The organism is Granulicoccus phenolivorans DSM 17626 = NBRC 107789 = JCM 15570, assembly GCF_000423085.1.
Taxonomy (GTDB): Bacteria; Actinomycetota; Actinomycetes; order Propionibacteriales; family Propionibacteriaceae; genus Granulicoccus; species Granulicoccus phenolivorans.
In genome coordinates this window covers 23507-39913 of the sequence record NZ_AUHH01000042.1, presented here as the reverse complement: position 1 = coordinate 39913, position 16407 = coordinate 23507, and the positions used below count along the sequence as shown (strand labels likewise).

Sequence of the window (16407 nt, the reverse complement as noted above, 5' to 3'; positions counted from 1 at the left end):
CTGCCGGCGATCGCGCGGGTTGAGTTCGGTGGCGCGGGTTGAGTTCGGTGGCGCGGGTGCTGCAGGGGCCGCGGGCCGGATCCGGACCTGCGAGCCGTCATGAGGACCCGCGAGCCGTCATGGAGACCCGCGGACCCGTCATGAAAGACCCGCGGACCCGCGGGAGAACCCGCGAGCCGCGCCCCACGAACGCCCCAAAGGCACCACTCCACATGACTTGACCGGGCGGGCCTGACCGGAACCGGAAGAGCAGGAAGGCACAGAAAAGAGGCACCCATCCGGGGATGAGTGCCTCGGAGCACCTCCGGCCCGGTTAACAAGCGCGCGGTAGAAGTGTTGGCCCGGGCAAGCCCGTGGCTGCAACTGCCGCTGATGATGGCTGGTCAACGCGTGGGTTCCGAGCGGTTGTGCAAGGATTCCTTGCCTCCTTTCTACCCCACTCCGGGCATGAACGGAAGGTAAACACGAAGAATCCTTCGATGACTGTTCACAGGTTCCGGGCGGTCGCGAGGGTTATCCCCAGATGCCCCGACAGCGCACCACCGAGCCGCCGGACAGCCATCTTTCGGGCATGGAAAACCACTCTGCACATCCCCACCGGGTCGCGGTGATCAGCGGCGACCCCGAACTGATCGAACTCGTCCAGGCCGGTGCTGCCGCCGTCGGAGCCGAGGTGTCGGTGACCGCCGAGGCGAGCGACCCGGCCCGGGACACCGCGGTCGTGGTGATCGGCCTCGACCGGGTCGAGCAGGTCGCCGAGTCCGGCCTGCTGCCCGGCGTCCGGCGTGCCCTGGTCGGGCGGGCGGAGACGCACGCCCGGCTGTGTGCCTGGTCGGCGCCGCTGGATGCGACCGTGATCGTGCTGCCCGAGGGGACGCGATGGCTGACCGGTCTGCTGGCCGGCCGCAGCCAGGAACCGGCGGGTTCGCTGGTCGGCCTGCTCGGCGCCTCCGGCGGGGTCGGGGCGAGCACACTGGCGGTCGGCGTTGCCCAGGCGGCGACGGCCGCCGGGCGGCGCTGCGCCCTGGTGGACCTGGACCCGCTGGGCGGGGGACTGGACCTGCTGGTGCGGGCCGAGCGCGCCGAGGGCTGGCGGTGGCCGCAGTTCGGCGACGCCGACGGCTACCTGGGCGACCTGTCGGAGCAGTTGATCACCGTCGAGGGCATCGATGTGCTCTCGATGCCCCGCGAGCAGGTGTTCCGCCCCCATCCGGAGGCCACCGCGGCGGTACTCCGGTCATTGGGCCGCACCCACGACCTGGTCCTGGTCGACCTGCCCCGGGAGCCGTCCCCGGCGACGACCGAGGCGATCCGGCACTGCGCCCACCTGGTGCTGGTGGTCGGCAGTCAGCTCCGGGCCCTGGCCGCCGCGCGGCAGACCCGGCTGCGGCTGGCCGCGGACCCCACCGGGGTGATCACCCGGGACCGGCGCACCGTCGGCCTGTCCCCGGAGACGATCGCCGACACCCTCGGGCTGCCCCTGCTGGCCGGGACCCGGCACGATCCGGCGCTGCCGCGCGGCGCCGAGCGGGGCGATCCGCCGTATCTGGTCGCCTCCCGGCGCTGGCGGCGTACCTGTGACCGGCTCGCCGCGGACTGGCTGGCGGCGTGATGGAGGGCACCGATCTGGCCCGGATCCGCCCGTTCCTGGCCACGCTGGGGCGTACGCCGACCCCGGCCGACGTGGCCGAGGCGATGCGCGCGGAGCACCTGCTGGTCAGCGACGCTGCGCTGATGGCGGCGGTCGAGGCGCTGCGCCGGGAATCCCTGGGCGCCGGGGCCCTGGATCCGCTGCTGCACACTCCCGGGGTGACCGATGTGCTGGTCAATGGGCCGGACCAGGTGTGGGTGGATCGCGGTGCCGGGCTGGAACCCGCTGGGATCACCTTCGAATCCGAGGCCGAGGTACGCCGCCTGGCGACCCGCCTCGCCGCCGCGGTCGGGCGCCGGCTGGACGACGGCGTCCCCTACGTCGACGGCCGACTCGCCGACGGGACCCGTCTGCACGCCGTGCTGGCGCCGATCGCCGCGCCGGGGACCTGTGTGTCGCTGCGCGTCCCGTCGCGGCACCGGCTCAGCCTGGCCGACTGGGTCGCCAACGGGGCCCTGCCCGAGCGCGGCGCGATCCTGCTGCGGATGCTGGTGGCCGCGCGGCGGGCGTTCCTGATCTCCGGCGGGACCGGAACCGGGAAGACCACGCTGCTGGCGACCCTGCTGGGCCTGGTTCCGCCGCACGAGCGGCTGCTGATCGTGGAGGACTCCCGGGAACTGCAGCCCGACCACCCCCATTGCGTACGCCTGGAGGCCCGCCATCCCAACGCGGAAGGGGCCGGCGGCATCACGCTCACCGACTTGGTCCGCCAGGCGCTGCGGATGCGGCCGGACCGGCTGGTGCTGGGTGAGGTACGCGGGGCCGAGCTGCGCGACCTGCTGATCGCGATGAACACCGGCCACGAGGGCGGCTGCGGCACCGTGCACGCCAACTCCGCCGACGACGTACCGGCCCGGCTGGAAGCCCTCGGCGCCCTCGGCGGCCTGGACCGGGCCGCGGTGCACGCCCAGGCAGCGGCGGCCCTGGACGTGGTGGTGCATCTGCAGCGCGACCGGGCCGCGCACGGGCAGGGCCGACGGCGGGTCGCCACCATCGCCACCGTGCAGCGGCGACGGGACCTGGTCGAGGTGGTCCCCGCGGTCGAATTCGACGCCGCCGGCGGGGCCCGCCCGGGGCCCGGGCTGGCGGACCTGGAAAGGCTGCTGACCCGATGATCCTCGCCATGGGCTGTGCCGCGCTGGCCGGGTGGCTGCTGTTCGGGGCCCCGCTGCCGGGGACCCGGCGGATCACGCCGCGGGTCGAACCGAAGCGATCGGCCCGCCCGGTCGGGCCGGCGGTAGCGGCCGTGGGAACCCTGGTCGTGGCCACCTATCTGGCCGGCGGGCCAGGGACGCTCGCGCCGGTGGTCGCGCTGGGCCTGGTCACCGCGACCGTGGTCAAGCTGATCCGGGACCGGAACCGGGCCCGGCGGGCGATGCGGGACAAGCGCGAGGTCAGTTACGCCTGTTCGGTCCTGGCCGGGGAACTGCGGCTGGGCAAGGTGCCCGAGAGCGCCCTGGCCGCGGCGGCGCAGGAATGTCCGGTGCTGGCGCCGGCGGCGGCCCTGGTCCGGATCGGTGGGGACCCGGTGGCGCGCTGGCTCGAGCAGGCCGCCGAGCCGGGGCTGGGTGGATTGCAGAGCCTGGCCCGGGCCTGGCAGGTCAGCACCCGCACCGGCGCCCCGATGGGCGAGACGCTGGCCACCGTCGCGGACACCCTGCGCACCGATCACGAGGTGGACCTGGTGGTCAGCGGAGAGTTGGCGGCGCCCCGGATGACCGGTCGACTGTTGGCCGGGCTGCCACTGGCCGGGATCGGGCTCGGCTACACCCTGGGCGGGGACCCGATCGGTTTCCTCACCGGGTCGCTGCCGGGACAGCTCGGGCTGGTGGTCGGGATCGGGCTGACCTGCCTCGGGGTGCTGTGGACCGAACGACTGGCGAACAAGGTGGCGGCGCGATGAGAGATCTGCTGGTGGTCGCGGCGATCTGGTCGGCCGCGCTGGGCGTCTGGGCGCTGGTCCCACCCGACCGGCCGGTGCGGCTGCTGCCCGGCGGCGGCGTACCGCCGTGGTGGCGGGCCTGGACCGAGCGGGAACGGGCGCTGGCGGTACCGGTGCGCGGTGGTGTCGCGGCCGCGGTGGTGGTGGCGGTGCTGCTGCTCGGACAAGGGGTGCTGCCCGGGGGCTGGTCGGTCGTGCTGGCGCTGTTGGCTGGGGCGGCCGGGTTCGTCGGGCTGGGGCTGATCCAACCGGACCGGATCCGGCGGCGTCGGGAGACGCTGGTTCTGGAACTGCCCGAGGCCCTGGGGCTGCTGGCGGCGACCCTGCAGGCCGGGCTGCCGTTGCGGATCGGGACGGCCCGGGTGGCCGAGGCACTGTCGGCTGCGGGGGCCACCGGGGAGGCGGGCGCGGAGCCGAGCCCGGTGGCGGAGGACCTGGGCCTGGTGCTGACCGGCATCGAGGTCGGGATGAACGACCGGGAGGCCTGGCGGTTGCTGGCGGAGGAGGAAGCGTGGCGGGCGGTGGCCCGGGATCTGGCCCGGTCCGCGGATGCCGGGTCGGCGCTGGCGGAGATCCTGCAGACCCATCGGGTGGAGTCCGCGCACACCCGGCGGGCGCACCGGGAGCGGGCGGCGAAGACGGTCGGGGTCCGCAGTGTGGCGCCGCTGATGATCTGCTTCCTGCCGGCGTTCATGATCCTGGGCGTCGTTCCGGTGGTCGGCAGCCTGATTCTGGCCATGCTGTGACCCGGGGAAGCCGGGCGGGTTACCCGGGTGGTTGTGCACAGTCGTCCGGCCGCCGGAGCCCTGTCCACAGGCCGGCGGTGGCCGCCGTCGGGAATCGCGGTCAACGCCCATCCTCTGGGTGTCCGCCGCACCGGGCGGGCCCGAGGAAGGGAATACACCATGTTCGAGCAGCACCTGTCCCACACCGCCATCACCGGCACCAACCCCACGACCTGCCGCCTCGCGGAGCTGGGCTCGCAGGCCCCGGCCGACCTCGAGGTGACCGGCCCGCCGACCCGCGACGAGCGCGGCATGTCCACCGCCGAGTACGCCGTCGGCACCGTTGCCGCGGTGAGCTTCGCCGGCGTGCTGATCAAGGTCCTCAGCGATCCGACGATCCAGCAGCTGCTGATCGAGCTGATCATGTGGATCATCCGGACCGTCAGCGGCATGAACAACTGATCCGACCGCACGGCACCCTCGGGCCCGGGGCCGCCCGCAATGGGCGACCCCGGCCCGGGTCGGCGCCCCGGAGGAGGGACGTATGGACAGCACCGGGACGCGATCGGCGTCGGCGAGTGGGTCTGGCCGCGGCGATCGGGGGATGGTCACCGCCGAACTCGCGGTGGGACTGACCGTCGTGGCCATGGGAGTGGTCGGGTTGGCCTGGTTGGTGTCGGTGCTGATGCTGCAGGCCCGGTGCCTGGACACCGCCGGCGAAACGGCGCGGCACAGCGCACGCGGCGACACCGCCGCGGTCCAGCGCACCCGCGCAGCAGCGCCGCAGGGTGCCACGGTCACCGTGGCCCGGCAGGGGCAGGTGATCGTGGCCACGGTCCGGGTCACCGCCCGACCCTTGGGCGGGATCGCCCCGCAGGTGCCCCTGGCTGCGACCGCACAGGTCCACCTGGAACCGGGGGAGTAGCGATGGAACCGAACCGGCGCGGCGAGCACGGCAGCGGCACGATGCTGACCGTGCTCCTGCTGGCGTTGACGATGCTGATCGGCGGGGTGGCCGCGGTCGTGGTCGGCTATGTGGTGGCTGCCCATCGGGCCCGGGTCGCGGCCGACGCGGTCGCATTCAGCGTGGCCGCCTGGCCCGGTGCGCAATCCTGTCGGCAGGCCGCACCGGTGGCGGCCCGCAACGGGGCCCGGCTGGTGTCGTGTGCGTACGCCGGCGACGAGGTCGACCATGTGATCACCGTCGTGGTCGCCGTCGGCGTACGACCGCGCCCGGCCGGGCTGCCCGCCGAGGTCAGCGCCCGGGCGTACGCCGGCACCCTGCAGCCCGCGCCGTCGCCGCGCTGACCCGGGGCGCGGCCTGCTGCCCGCGGCCGGGATGAGCGGACCCGCACGGCGTCACCGCAGTGTTTCGCTCTCCGAAGCACCCGGCGGGGTGAGACTGATGATGCGCTGGTAGAGGCGGTCCAGGTCGTCATCGCTGAGCGGGGGCATGATGGCGCTGGCACCGATGGCGATCACGTAGGGCAGCAGTGCGCCCAGGCGTACCTCTTCCTCATCGGTGGTGACCTGGCGCCAGACCGCCCGGATCGTCTCCAGCCGGGACTCGTCGATCCGGGCCTGGACGTGGGCGGCGTCCGGATCGGTGAGCGCCCAGGCACGCAGCGCCGCCTCCAGTCGCGGGCGCCGGTAGCCGGCCCGAGCGGCCGCGAGCGTCTCGATCAGGTTGGCCGCGGAGTGGGCGGCATTGCCGGGATCCACCGGGGTGGCGGCGATCAGGTCAGCGAATCCGGCGGTCTGCACCTCCTCGAGGTGCGCGAGCAGGGCCTTCTTGAAACCGGGCATGCCCTGGAAGTGGTAGTAGAAGGAGCCGGTCGACAACCCCACCCGCTCCACCATCCGGTCGATGCGGAGGGCATCGACCGCCCCCTCCTCGGCCAGCGCTTCGACTCCGGCCTCCAGCCATCGCTGCCGTCCCGGAGTCATCACTTCTCCCTCATACGCGAACTCACCCTAGAAGTGTAACAGAAATTTTGTTATGCTCGCGTACGCTATCGAGCCCCCAGGGGGAATCATGCGAACCGTCCTGACGACCGGCCCCATCCGGCGAGGTGACCGGCGATGAATCTCGTGCTGCTGAACGTCATCGTCTCCGTGGTCTGCACGACTCTGGTCTTCGTGGTGCGGGCCCGGCTCGCGGTGAAGCACACCAGGGACTACTTCACCAAGCACGTCCAGGAAGCCCACCGACTCGGGTTCGCAGAGCGGCGGGTCCGCATCCGCGATGGTCTCGAGCTCAACATCGCCGAGGGGCCGACCGGAGGCATGCCGCTGCTGCTGATCCCGGGGCAGGGAACCGTGTGGCAGGAGTACCCCAAGGCGCTCCCGGGGCTGATCGGCACCTACCACGTCGTGGTGGTCGACGTGCACGGTCACGGCCGGAGCACCTGGAATCCGGACGACTACACCGCCGTCCGGATCGCCGATGACCTGGCCGCTGTCATCGAGCAGGTCTTCGGCGGCCCGGCCGTGGTCGCCGGGCACTCCTCCGGTGGCCTGGTGGGAGCGCTGATTGCGGCGCGGCGACCCGAGCTGGTGTACGGGGTCCTGTTCGAGGACTCGCCGTTCTTTTCCACCGAGCCGGACCGGATCGCGAAGACCTATGTCTACGTCGACGCCTGGGCCAACGCGGTCGACTTCCTCGCCCAGGATGCCGAACGGGACTGGGTCTGCTGGTACATGCCCCGCAGCTACTGGAAGCGCTTCTTCGGGCCCTTCTGGACACTGTTCACCCGCAGCGTTGTTCGGCAGCGCCGGGCCGACCCCACCAGGCTGCCGGTGATCAGGTGGGCCGGGGTCAACATCAACCGGATCTGGGAGACGATGAGTCACCCCTTCGATCTCCGGTTCACCGGCACATTCGCCGACAGCACGTGGCTGCGAGGCTTCGACCAGGGCGCCACCCTTGCTGCGGTGGCCTGCCCGACCACGTTCGTGAAAGCGATGCCGACCCGCCACGATCGCGACGGAAACCTGCTCGCGGCGCTCAGCGATGATGATCTCGCGCGAGTGGAGGGCCTGCTCGGGGACAACGTGACGCTGCCGGTGCGCAGTTCCCACGACGTCCACTTCGCTCGCACCGAGGAGTACGTCGCGGCGTTGGTGCGGCTGGCCGACCGGGTCGCCACGTCCCGATCGCTCGGCGGGTCGCCGGGCGCGGGAGGGCGCGCACGATGACCCGACGGATCGCCATCACCGGTGCCAACATCGGGATCGGGCTGCGCGCGGCCACGGCGCTGGCGGGTGCGGGGCACCAGGTGCTCGCCCTGTGCCGCGATCTCGACCGGGCCCGCGCCGCGTACGCCGGGTTGCCCGAGGACCAGCAGGCGCGCATCGAACCGGTCGAACTGGACCTCGCCGCACCGGCGAGCATCCGTGCGGCGGCCGAGCAGATCGTGGCGGCCGGTCCGCTGGACGCGCTGATCAACAACGCCGCCGTCTTCGACCAATCCGTCCGCACCGCGCGGATCACTGCCGCCGGACACGAGCTGTTCTGGGCGACCAACCATCTCGGACCGGTGGAACTCACCGCCCGACTGAGCCCCGCCCTCGCTGCCGCACCGCAACCCCGGGTGGTGTTCGTTGCCAGCAAGGGGCTGGTGACCATGCCCCGGCTCGCGATCCGGTTCGAGGAACTCGATCAGCCGACATGGTTCACCCCCACCCGGGCGTACTACCACGCCAAGCTCGCCCAGGTGATGACCGCGGTCACCCTCGCCGAACGCGTCGGTGACGTCCTTGATGTCAGCTGTCTGCGCGTCCCGGCGGTACGCCTCGACCCCGTCCGGCTGGCCGCCCAACCTCGCCTGCTCCGAGCCCTGTACGCACCGAAGAACCACCTGGCCGCGCGGCCGGAGCAGATCGCCGGGGTGTACGCCCAGCTGGTCCTGGCCGCCCCACGCCACGCCCGGGGTGCCGACAGCTACGTCGATGAGCGCCTGCACCCGGTGCCGCTGCCCCGGGCCGCTCGCAACGCCGCCCAACGGGACCGGCTGTGGGCAGTCACCCAAGTCGCGATCGGTGATCCGCCGTGGGCCTGGACCGATGCCGGCGTACCGGCCCGCGAAGCACCCCCGAGGCTCGGACTTCACCCAGCCCGCTGGACCGACGAAAGGACGCCTCCGATGACACCAGGACACCACTCATGACTGCCCCGACTCTCGACGTTGCGCAACAGGTGCTGGCGGCCCAGCCGTTCAGTGCGGCGCTGGGGACGGTGATCAGCCAGTACGACGAGGCGGGCACTGTGCTGGAACTCCCGGTGCAACCGCAGTTCCTCCAACAGCACGGGTACGTCCACGGCGGCATCCTGTGCTATCTGGCCGACAACGCACTCACGTTCGCTGGAGGCTACCTGCTCGGCACCGATATCCTGACCGCCGGCGTGAGCATCACCTATCTGCGTCCGGCGCAGGGGGAGCGGCTCATCGCGCGGGCCTCCATCCAGGGCAGCACCTCCAGGACGGCCGCGACCCAGGTCGCGATCCACGTCCGCAGTGCCGGCGAGGACTACCTGTGCGCTGTCGGATCGGGCACGGTCGCCAGGATGACCCGCTAGTTCACCAGGATGATGCACGCAGCGCCGTCACCACGACGGCGAGATCAACATCAAGGCCGAATCAATGTCGATCGCCGAGGGCGGGCAACGCCCTCGAGGAGGAGCAGATGATGGAGATCACCGACGAGGAGTGGGCGCTGGTCCGCCGGCTGGTGCCCCGCACCATCCGCAGCACGTTCCACTGCAGTATCGCCTCGCTGAACGAGGACGGTTCACCCCACGTGACCCCGATCGGGTCGTTCCTGCCACGGCAGAAGGGGCACGGGGTCTACTTCGACAAGTTCAACACCCGACTCGCCGTGAACGTCGATCGGGACCCCCGGGTGACGATCCTCGCCGTCGACAGTGGGGCCCTGCTGTGGGCGAGATCCTTCCTCCAGGGCCGCTTCATCGCGCCGCCGGGGGTCCGCATGATCGCCACCGTCGGGCCGCAGCGACCCTCCACCGAGGCGGAGGTCCACCGATTCCACCGATTGGTCGGGCCGCTGTTGCGCACCCGGGGCGGGCAGCGGATGTGGCAGTCCCTGCCCTTGGCCCGCGACGTCACGATCGAGCGGATCATCCCGATCCGGATGGGCGCGCTGACCGGAGTGGACTGAGGCGCTCCGGCGCGGGCCTACCCGGGTGGGTCCTTGCATTCGTCGCGCCGCGGTGCGACGATCGTCGTCGGACCGGCCTTCGTGAGTAGTCCCCACGTGGGTCGAAATGGTGTGCCGGCCGTCGTCCCTGGCTGGGCCCGCCCGGTCAGGGACGCCACCGTTATTCGGTCGTCCGCCGACCCACCGGCGTACGCTCGGTCACCGCGCGGATGATCCGACCGGCCCGCGCACGGGCCCGGCCCGGCAGGACCCGGTCGATCAGGCAGTACGCCGCACCGAGGACCACCGCGACCCCCAGCACCTGGGCCACGAACCGGACCACCTCGCCGAGCTCGACCCGGACCAGATTGATGAAGCCATAGGGATACACGCCCAGGATCGCGCCCCGGACGAAGGTGAAGACCAGCCACAGGGCCGGCACCACGAGAATGCCGGGCAGCAGCCGCAGTTCGAGCCATCCGGCCGGGCCGGCCACCAGCCAGGTCAGCAGCGTCACCACCGGGGTGAACAGATGCAGGGAAAGATTGCCGACCGAGAGCAGGTCGGTCGAGGTGGCCGCCAGCATGGTCCAGTAGACCAATCCGGTGATCGTGATCATCACCAGCGAGGTCAGGTGGAGCACCCGGATGACCCGGCTGCGGGTCCCGGGCCGGACCAGGATCAGCGCCATCGCCAGCGCGACCAGCGTCGCACTCCACACGGTGAAGTAGCTGAACTGGTCGGCGAGCCGCTCGGCGGCGCTGAACCGTTCGGGGAACAGGCCCGGCTCCTGATCCGGCGGCGGGGGAGTGCCCCAGAAAATGTTGTGCACGGTGACCCAGATCAGCGCGAACAGGGCCATCAGCAGGTTGAACAGCACCCAGCGGCGGCGCCACGAGGTACGCGGCCCCGCGGCCGCAGGGGCGTGGGCCGGGGAAGTCACGCAGGTGAGCCTATCCGGGGCCGACGAGCCGGGTGGCGGGGGTGTCCGCACGGCGGCCGATCAACGGGGTTCGTCGCCCTCGGGTTCGTCGCCGATGTCGTCGCGGCCCTCGGCCCGCGAGCGGGACCCATCCCCCGAATCGCTGCGCCGCAGGCGCGTCGGCCAGGTCAGCGTGCGGCGCGGCAGGCGCAGGTCCACGGGCTCGGGCAGTCGCCAGTGGCGCCAGCGGGCCACCAGGCAGAAGCCGCCGCCGATGATGATGGACAGGGCCATGCCGAGGGTCGACTGTCCCTGACTCTGACAGATCGCCATGATCGCACTGCCGATCAGCGCGCTGGTGGCGTACAGGGTGCTGCCGCCGAAGACCGCGGGCACGCGGCCGACGAGCACGTCCCGGATCATTCCGCCACCCACCGCGGTGAGAATGCCGAGCATGATGGACGGCAGCCAGTCCAGTCCGGCCACCAGGGCCTTCGAGGTGCCGGTGGCCGCCCAACAGCCCAGGGCCAGCGCGTCGATCACCGCCAGCAGCCACTGGGCCCACTTGCGCTCCAGGTGCACCACGAAGGCGATCCCGGCCGCGATCAACGCCACGATGAGGTACGCCGGCGTGGTCAGCGCCGCCGGAAAACCCTGCTGCAGCGAGATGTCGCGCAGAAAGCCACCCCCCAGACCGGAGATGATGGCCAGCACCACGAAGCCCGCCGGATCCATCCGCATGGTGCGGGCCAGGGTGCCGCCGAGGAGGCCGTTGGCCAACACCCCGCCGAGGTCGACGATGTAGAACACGTCATTCGCAGTCGCAGTCACCGTCACGGGGCTCAGGATACGCAGCAACGCGAACGGGGGCGGATCGTGGCTGAGCCATGATCCGCCCCGTTGCCGAGTCGGCCGGGCGTGCCGACTGTTACCGCGCGGCCGGCGAGAGGGCCGCCTCCGGCTCGCGGTGCTCGGCAGCGTCGAGATCGCTGCCCCGGGTCTCCCGCAGGGCGATGGTGGTGATCACGCTGACCGCGGCAATGCCGGCCAACATCAGGCCCACCCCGAAGCCGCCGTAGGCCGCCACGATGCTGACCGCAACGATCGGCGGCACCGCGCCACCCAGGATCGCCCCGAGGCTGTACGCCATGCCCGCACCGGTGTAGCGGAACCGGGTCGGGAACAACTCGGGGAGGAAGGAACCGGCCGGGCCGAACATGAAGCCCACCACGACCAGGGTCATCGACAGGCCGATGGTGAACATCACCGCGCTGCCGCGCTCGGCACTCCCGCCGGCGTCCAGCACCGAGAACATCACCAGGGCCCAGACCAGGCCGATGATGCCGGCGCCGACCAGGGCGCGTTTGCGGCCGACCCGGTCACACACCCAGCCGGAGCCCACCGTGGCGATCGCGAAGAACACCGACGCGACGATGCCGCCGGCGAGCACCTCGTTGCGCGGCAGGTGCAGCGTGGCAGTCCCGTAGGAGGTGAGGAAGGAGGTGCCGATGTAGAAGAAGGCGAACAGTCCGCTGAAGGCCATGCCGCCGAGCACGATCTCCTTCCAGCGCAGCCGCAGGGCCTCCAGGACGGGCAGCTTCTTGGCCTGGGGGGCGGCCGTGGTGCGATCGAGCTCGGCCCGGAACACGGGAGTCTCCTCGATGCTCATCCGGATCCACAGACCGATCAGCACCAGCAGGGCGCTGAACACGAACGGCACACGCCAGCCGATGGAGACGAACGCGTCGGACTTGTCGCCCAGGGCGATGTTGGTGACCAGGAAGGTCGCGCTGGCGAGCCCGAAACCGATCGCCGGGCCGAGCATCGGCAGGGAGGAGAAGAAGCCGCGCAGCTTCGGTGGCGCGTACTCGGCGGCCAGCAGCGCGGCACCGGCCCATTCCCCGCCCACGGCCAGACCCTGCACGAAGCGCAGCGCGACCAGCAGGATCGGCGCCCAGATGCCGATCGCGGTGCTCGGCGGCAGCAGGCCGATCAGCACGGTGGCCGACCCCATCATCAGCAGTGTCGTCACCAGGGCGCGCTTGCGTCCGATCCGGTCACCGAAGTGGCCGAAGATGATCGCCCCGAGCGGGCGAGCGAAGAACGCGACGGCAAAGGTGGCGAACGAGGCCACGGTGCCGGCGGCGGCACCGAGGGCAGGGAAGAACACGGTCGGGAACACCAGGGCGGCAGCGGTGCCGTAGATGAAGAAGTCGAAGTATTCGATCGTGGTCCCGATGGTCGTGGCGGCGGCGACGCGAGCCATCGACGGCTGCTTGCGCGGCTGACCGGTTGTGGTCATGCCGGTTGTGGTCATGGGGGTCTCCTTTGACTCCGGATGAAGGGCACGCCTGCGTGCACAACACCAGTGTTCGAGAACCGTGGGAGGTCTGAATACGTCCCGAAGGACGTAATTACGAACAATTGGTCACTTTTTCGACCGATGGGTCGCTTTCGGTCGGGGTGGTCCGCCGGACCCGCCGCGGCTACAGCAGCAGGCCGTGTCGGCGGGCCACCGCCACCGCCTCGACGCGGTTGGAGGCATCCAGCTTGGCCATGATGGCGCGCATATAGCTGCGCACGGTCACCAGTTGCAGCCCGAGCCGCCGGGCGACCTCGGCGTACTCGCACCCCAGGGCGACCTGGTGCAGCACATCGAGTTGGCGTTTGGACAGCCGTGGCGCATCGGGGGCCGGTTCGCCGGCGCCGGCTTCGCCCAGCCGGGCGGCGATGGTGGTCAGGCTGGCGGTCAGCTCGGGGTTGTCGGTGAGCCGGGCGATCGAGATCAGTTCGGCGAGGTTCTCCCGCAGCGTGTCCAACACCTCACGGTCGCGGCTGAGCCCCTCGTTCTCCGCGATCCGCAGGATGCTGATCCGCCGGTCCACCTCGTCGCGCACGCGCAGCTCGTAGCTGATCAGCGACGCCGATTGCTGGAACTCCCGCAACACCGCCGAACCGAGATCGAAGCGGTTGCGGGTCCCGGCGTACAGCACGCCGCGCGCCCGGTCCTCGACCAGGACCGGGATGGCGACCAGGGTGCACAACCCTTCGGTCCGGACGATGTCGTCGAAGATGTGGGTGATGTCCTGGGCCTCGAAATAGTCACTGACTCCCACCGGTCGGGCCTGCTGCATCGACTTGCCACCCAGGCCCTCACCGGCCCGCACGCGATGCCCCATCAGAATGCGGGTATTGGCCCCGAACTGGACGTTGATCACCAGCCCGGTGTTGTCGACCAGACCACCGAACAGGATGTCGACGAAGGGCTTGGAGCCCATCGCGCGCAGGGAACTTCGGACGAGTTCGCGGTCGTCGGCCCGATGCAGCGGGTGGCTGGCTTCGCGCATGACAACTCCGGCGGGCAGATGGTCCGATTGAATCCATTTCACCCGAAATCCGCCCCGATTTCTCGAAATGACGCAAATGTGATCGGGCCTACCTGTCCCCGTCGGCCGGGTCAGGACGCGGTGAGGTCGATCGGATCGGCGCGACCCGGCGCCGACCCCGGTTGGGGGTGGGGTTCGGGGAGGAAGGTGCGGGCCGGCGCGACGAACAGCCCCAGGAATGCGGTCGCGGCCTGTTTGTCCAGGACCTGGTTGCCCGATCCGCACTTGGGGGAGATCACGCACGCCGGGCAGCCGTTGCTGCAGGGACAGCGGCGCAGCCGGTCCCAGGTCGCGGTGAGCCAGTCGGCCACCGCCTCGTACGCCGCCGCGGCAAATCCCGACCCGCCGGCGGCACCGTCATGCACGAACACCGTCCACTGGCCGGTGTCGGGATGGTGCACCGTGGAGACCCCGCCGATGTCCCACCGGTCGCAAGGAGCGAACATCGGCACCAGCCCGATCGCGGCATGCTCGGCGCCATGGGCAGCCCCCGCCACGGCGGCGGCATCCAGCCCCAGCCCCGCGTACGCCGACTCCGGCAGCGTCCACCACACCGCCTGGGTGCTGAATCGCCGGAGCGGAAGATCCAGCGCCGCCGAATCCCAGACCTTGCCGGTGCGCTCGTCGCGGCGCAGATACCCGGTCACCTGTGAACTGTGCTCCACCTCCCCGAAGGTGATCCGGCCGGCTCCCAACCGACGGCGCGAGATCTCGTTCAGGATGCGAATGTCGGTGCTCGAACTCGGCTGGGTCCAGAACCCGGCACGCGGCGCCGGTTCGACGAACGCGGCCTCGGCGGCGTACTCCACGACCCGCCAGGGCTCGCCCTGGTGCAGGTAGATCGCGCCCTCATGGACGGTGCGGTCGGCGGCGTGCTGGTCCACCTCACCGATCACCCGACCGGAGGCCCGGTCGACGATCGGCACCGCGCCGCCCAGGCCGCGCAGATCGATCGCATCCACCGCGCGTGCCGGATGGGTCCAGTACCACCCGCCGGGCCGACGCCGCAGCACCCCCTCGTCGGCCAGTTGGGTCAGCAACTCCACCGTGCGCGGGCCGAACCAGCGCCGGTCGGTCGCATCGGCCGGCAGTTCCTGGGCGGCCGCGGCCAGATGCGGCCCCAGCACGCGTGGGTTCTCCGGGTGCAGCGCGGTCGCCTCGATGGGGCCGGTGAAGATCTGGTCGGGATGGTCCAGCAGCCAGGCGTCCAGCGGATCGGGTCGGCCCACCAGCACCGCGGTCGCGTCCCGCCCGCTGCGGCCGGCCCGCCCGACCTGTTGCCACAGCGCCGACAGCCGTCCCGGGAATCCGGAGACCACCACCGCGTCCATGCCGGACACGTCGATGCCCAGCTCCAGCGCGTTGGTGGCCGCGACCCCACGGACCCGACCGGCCTTCAGTTCGCGCTCCAACTCCCGCCGTTCGGCGGGCAGATACCCCGCTCGGTAGGCCAGCACCGAGGTGTCGGTGAGTCGCCGCGTCCGCTCGGCCACCAACTCCGCCCCCACCCGGGACCCGACGAAGCACAAGGACTGGGCGCCGCCGGCGACCAACCGGCCGAACACGTCGGCGGTGTCGGCGGTCAGGTCGTCGGCACACTCCAGCAGGGCGAAGTCGAGCGCGGCGTGCGGAGCGGTGTCGGTGTCGATCACCTCGACCGCGGCCGGATCGACCCCGATCAGGTCGGCGAAGAACCGATCCCCCGCGGGCATCGTCGCCGAGGCGCCCAGCAGCACCGGATCGGCCCCGTAGTGGGCACAGATCCGGCGCAGCCGACGCAGCACCTGGGCCACGTGCGCACCGAACAGGCCCCGATAGCGGTGGGCCTCGTCGATGACCACATACCGCAGGCGGCTCAGGAACCCCGCCCACCGGGCATGGTTGGGCAGGATCGACAGGTGCAGCATGTCCGGATTCGACAGCAGATAGGTGCCGTGATCGCGCGCCCACTCCCGCTCCGCGGTGGTCGAGTCCCCGTCGAGCGGACCCACTCGCCAGGCTTCCAGGCCCCCCTCGACCAGCCGGCGACAGCTGGCGACCTGGTCGTGGGCCAGCGCCTTGGTCGGGGCCAGGTAGAGGGCGGTGTGCGGCCGGGACAACAGCTCCCGGACCCGATCGGCCCTGGTCCGTTCGCCGGCCGGGGGCGCGCTGGTCGGCGTCCCGCCCCAGGTGGCGGCCAGGACCGGGAGCAGGTAGGCCAGCGTCTTGCCGGAGGCGGTCGGGGTGGCCAGCAGGGTGTGCCGGCCGGCGTGGGCCGCCTCGGCGGCCCGGGTCTGATGCTCCCACGGCGCGTCGATCCCGGTCGCCGCCACCGCCGTGCGGACAGGCTCGGGCAGCCAGCTCGGCCAGGTGCCGCAGACCCTGGGGCGCGCCGGACGGTGCTGCCACCCGCGGACCCGCGGGTCGGCGCGCAGCCAGTCCGGAACACTCATGCCCCCAAGGCTGCCACGGCGTACCGACAAAAAATCGCTCCGACCGTCGTGCGGCGCAGATCACGTCCGCCGGCGCTGCGTTCGTGCCCGGAACGCAAAAATCTGTCGGAGGGGTGGAATAGCATCATTGCTGCACGGGGAGCTGAACCCCGTGACAGTGAACGCACAGGATTCATGCGGACAGCATTGACG

The 16407-nt window shown here is 71.4% G+C and carries 17 protein-coding genes; 11 read left to right on the top strand and 6 right to left on the bottom strand.

Going from position 1 to position 16407, the window contains the following annotated elements:
- Positions 1-571 precede the first annotated feature (571 nt).
- The 7 genes from ssd (at position 572) to G531_RS26190 (ending at position 5626) form a co-directional block, all read left to right on the top strand.
- Positions 572-1612 carry a septum site-determining protein Ssd gene (gene ssd / locus G531_RS0115255; RefSeq protein WP_162143185.1) on the top strand — a complete coding sequence of 347 codons (1041 nt, stop codon included), beginning with the start codon at positions 572-574 and terminating at the stop codon, positions 1610-1612.
- Positions 1612-2766: a TadA family conjugal transfer-associated ATPase gene (locus G531_RS0115250; protein ID WP_026927896.1), complete on the top strand. Its 1155-nt coding sequence runs from the start codon at positions 1612-1614 to the stop codon at positions 2764-2766. Before ssd ends, G531_RS0115250 begins: the two co-directional genes overlap by 1 nt.
- Complete coding sequence (locus G531_RS26200; RefSeq protein WP_051215578.1) at positions 2763-3554, top strand: type II secretion system F family protein; 792 nt, start codon at positions 2763-2765, stop codon at positions 3552-3554. Before G531_RS0115250 ends, G531_RS26200 begins: the two co-directional genes overlap by 4 nt.
- A complete protein-coding gene (locus tag G531_RS0115240; protein ID WP_026927895.1) occupies positions 3551-4339 on the top strand; it encodes a type II secretion system F family protein in 789 nt (262 codons plus the stop codon). Before G531_RS26200 ends, G531_RS0115240 begins: the two co-directional genes overlap by 4 nt.
- A gap of 159 nt (positions 4340-4498) precedes the next feature.
- Positions 4499-4780: a DUF4244 domain-containing protein gene (locus tag G531_RS24815; protein WP_051215577.1), complete on the top strand. Its 282-nt coding sequence runs from the start codon at positions 4499-4501 to the stop codon at positions 4778-4780.
- 82 nt (positions 4781-4862) lie between these two features.
- On the top strand, positions 4863-5243 hold the full coding sequence (locus G531_RS26195; RefSeq protein WP_051215576.1) for a TadE family type IV pilus minor pilin: 381 nt from the start codon (positions 4863-4865) through the stop codon (positions 5241-5243).
- Positions 5244-5245: 2 nt separating this feature from the next.
- Positions 5246-5626 carry an Rv3654c family TadE-like protein gene (locus tag G531_RS26190; RefSeq protein ID WP_035759242.1) on the top strand — a complete coding sequence of 127 codons (381 nt, stop codon included), beginning with the start codon at positions 5246-5248 and terminating at the stop codon, positions 5624-5626.
- 51 nt (positions 5627-5677) lie between these two features.
- Here G531_RS26190 and G531_RS23115 read toward each other — a convergent pair whose 3' ends face one another.
- The gene (locus G531_RS23115; protein WP_051215575.1) at positions 5678-6265 is read right to left on the bottom strand and encodes a TetR/AcrR family transcriptional regulator; all 588 of its coding nucleotides are present in this window, start codon (positions 6263-6265) and stop codon (positions 5678-5680) included.
- 135 nt (positions 6266-6400) lie between these two features.
- Between G531_RS23115 and G531_RS23110 the strand changes: the two genes are divergently transcribed.
- The 4 genes from G531_RS23110 (at position 6401) to G531_RS0115200 (ending at position 9496) form a co-directional block, all read left to right on the top strand.
- Positions 6401-7516: an alpha/beta fold hydrolase gene (locus G531_RS23110; protein WP_051215574.1), complete on the top strand. Its 1116-nt coding sequence runs from the start codon at positions 6401-6403 to the stop codon at positions 7514-7516.
- On the top strand, positions 7513-8487 hold the full coding sequence (locus G531_RS23105; RefSeq protein WP_081684171.1) for an SDR family NAD(P)-dependent oxidoreductase: 975 nt from the start codon (positions 7513-7515) through the stop codon (positions 8485-8487). The genes G531_RS23110 and G531_RS23105 overlap by 4 nt, the downstream gene beginning before the upstream one ends.
- Entirely contained in the window at positions 8484-8897 is a 414-nt protein-coding gene (locus G531_RS0115205) for a PaaI family thioesterase (protein ID WP_026927893.1), read from the top strand. The genes G531_RS23105 and G531_RS0115205 overlap by 4 nt, the downstream gene beginning before the upstream one ends.
- A 107-nt stretch (positions 8898-9004) precedes the next feature.
- Positions 9005-9496 carry a pyridoxamine 5'-phosphate oxidase family protein gene (locus G531_RS0115200; protein WP_211221872.1) on the top strand — a complete coding sequence of 164 codons (492 nt, stop codon included), beginning with the start codon at positions 9005-9007 and terminating at the stop codon, positions 9494-9496.
- A 160-nt stretch (positions 9497-9656) separates the two neighbouring features.
- On the opposite strand, the gene G531_RS0115195 is transcribed toward G531_RS0115200, so the two are convergent.
- From G531_RS0115195 to G531_RS23090, 5 genes are all read right to left on the bottom strand, one after another.
- Positions 9657-10418 carry a Pr6Pr family membrane protein gene (locus G531_RS0115195; protein ID WP_145978588.1) on the bottom strand — a complete coding sequence of 254 codons (762 nt, stop codon included), beginning with the start codon at positions 10416-10418 and terminating at the stop codon, positions 9657-9659.
- A 60-nt stretch (positions 10419-10478) separates the two neighbouring features.
- A complete protein-coding gene (locus tag G531_RS23100) occupies positions 10479-11234 on the bottom strand; it encodes a trimeric intracellular cation channel family protein (protein ID WP_245630425.1) in 756 nt (251 codons plus the stop codon).
- Positions 11235-11325: 91 nt separating this feature from the next.
- Positions 11326-12714 carry an MFS transporter gene (locus tag G531_RS23095; RefSeq protein ID WP_211221871.1) on the bottom strand — a complete coding sequence of 463 codons (1389 nt, stop codon included), beginning with the start codon at positions 12712-12714 and terminating at the stop codon, positions 11326-11328.
- Between the two features lie 169 nt (positions 12715-12883).
- Entirely contained in the window at positions 12884-13744 is an 861-nt protein-coding gene (locus G531_RS0115180) for a helix-turn-helix transcriptional regulator (protein ID WP_026927890.1), read from the bottom strand.
- A gap of 110 nt (positions 13745-13854) precedes the next feature.
- The gene (locus G531_RS23090) at positions 13855-16215 is read right to left on the bottom strand and encodes a DEAD/DEAH box helicase (RefSeq protein ID WP_081684170.1); all 2361 of its coding nucleotides are present in this window, start codon (positions 16213-16215) and stop codon (positions 13855-13857) included.
- Positions 16216-16407 lie beyond the last annotated feature (192 nt).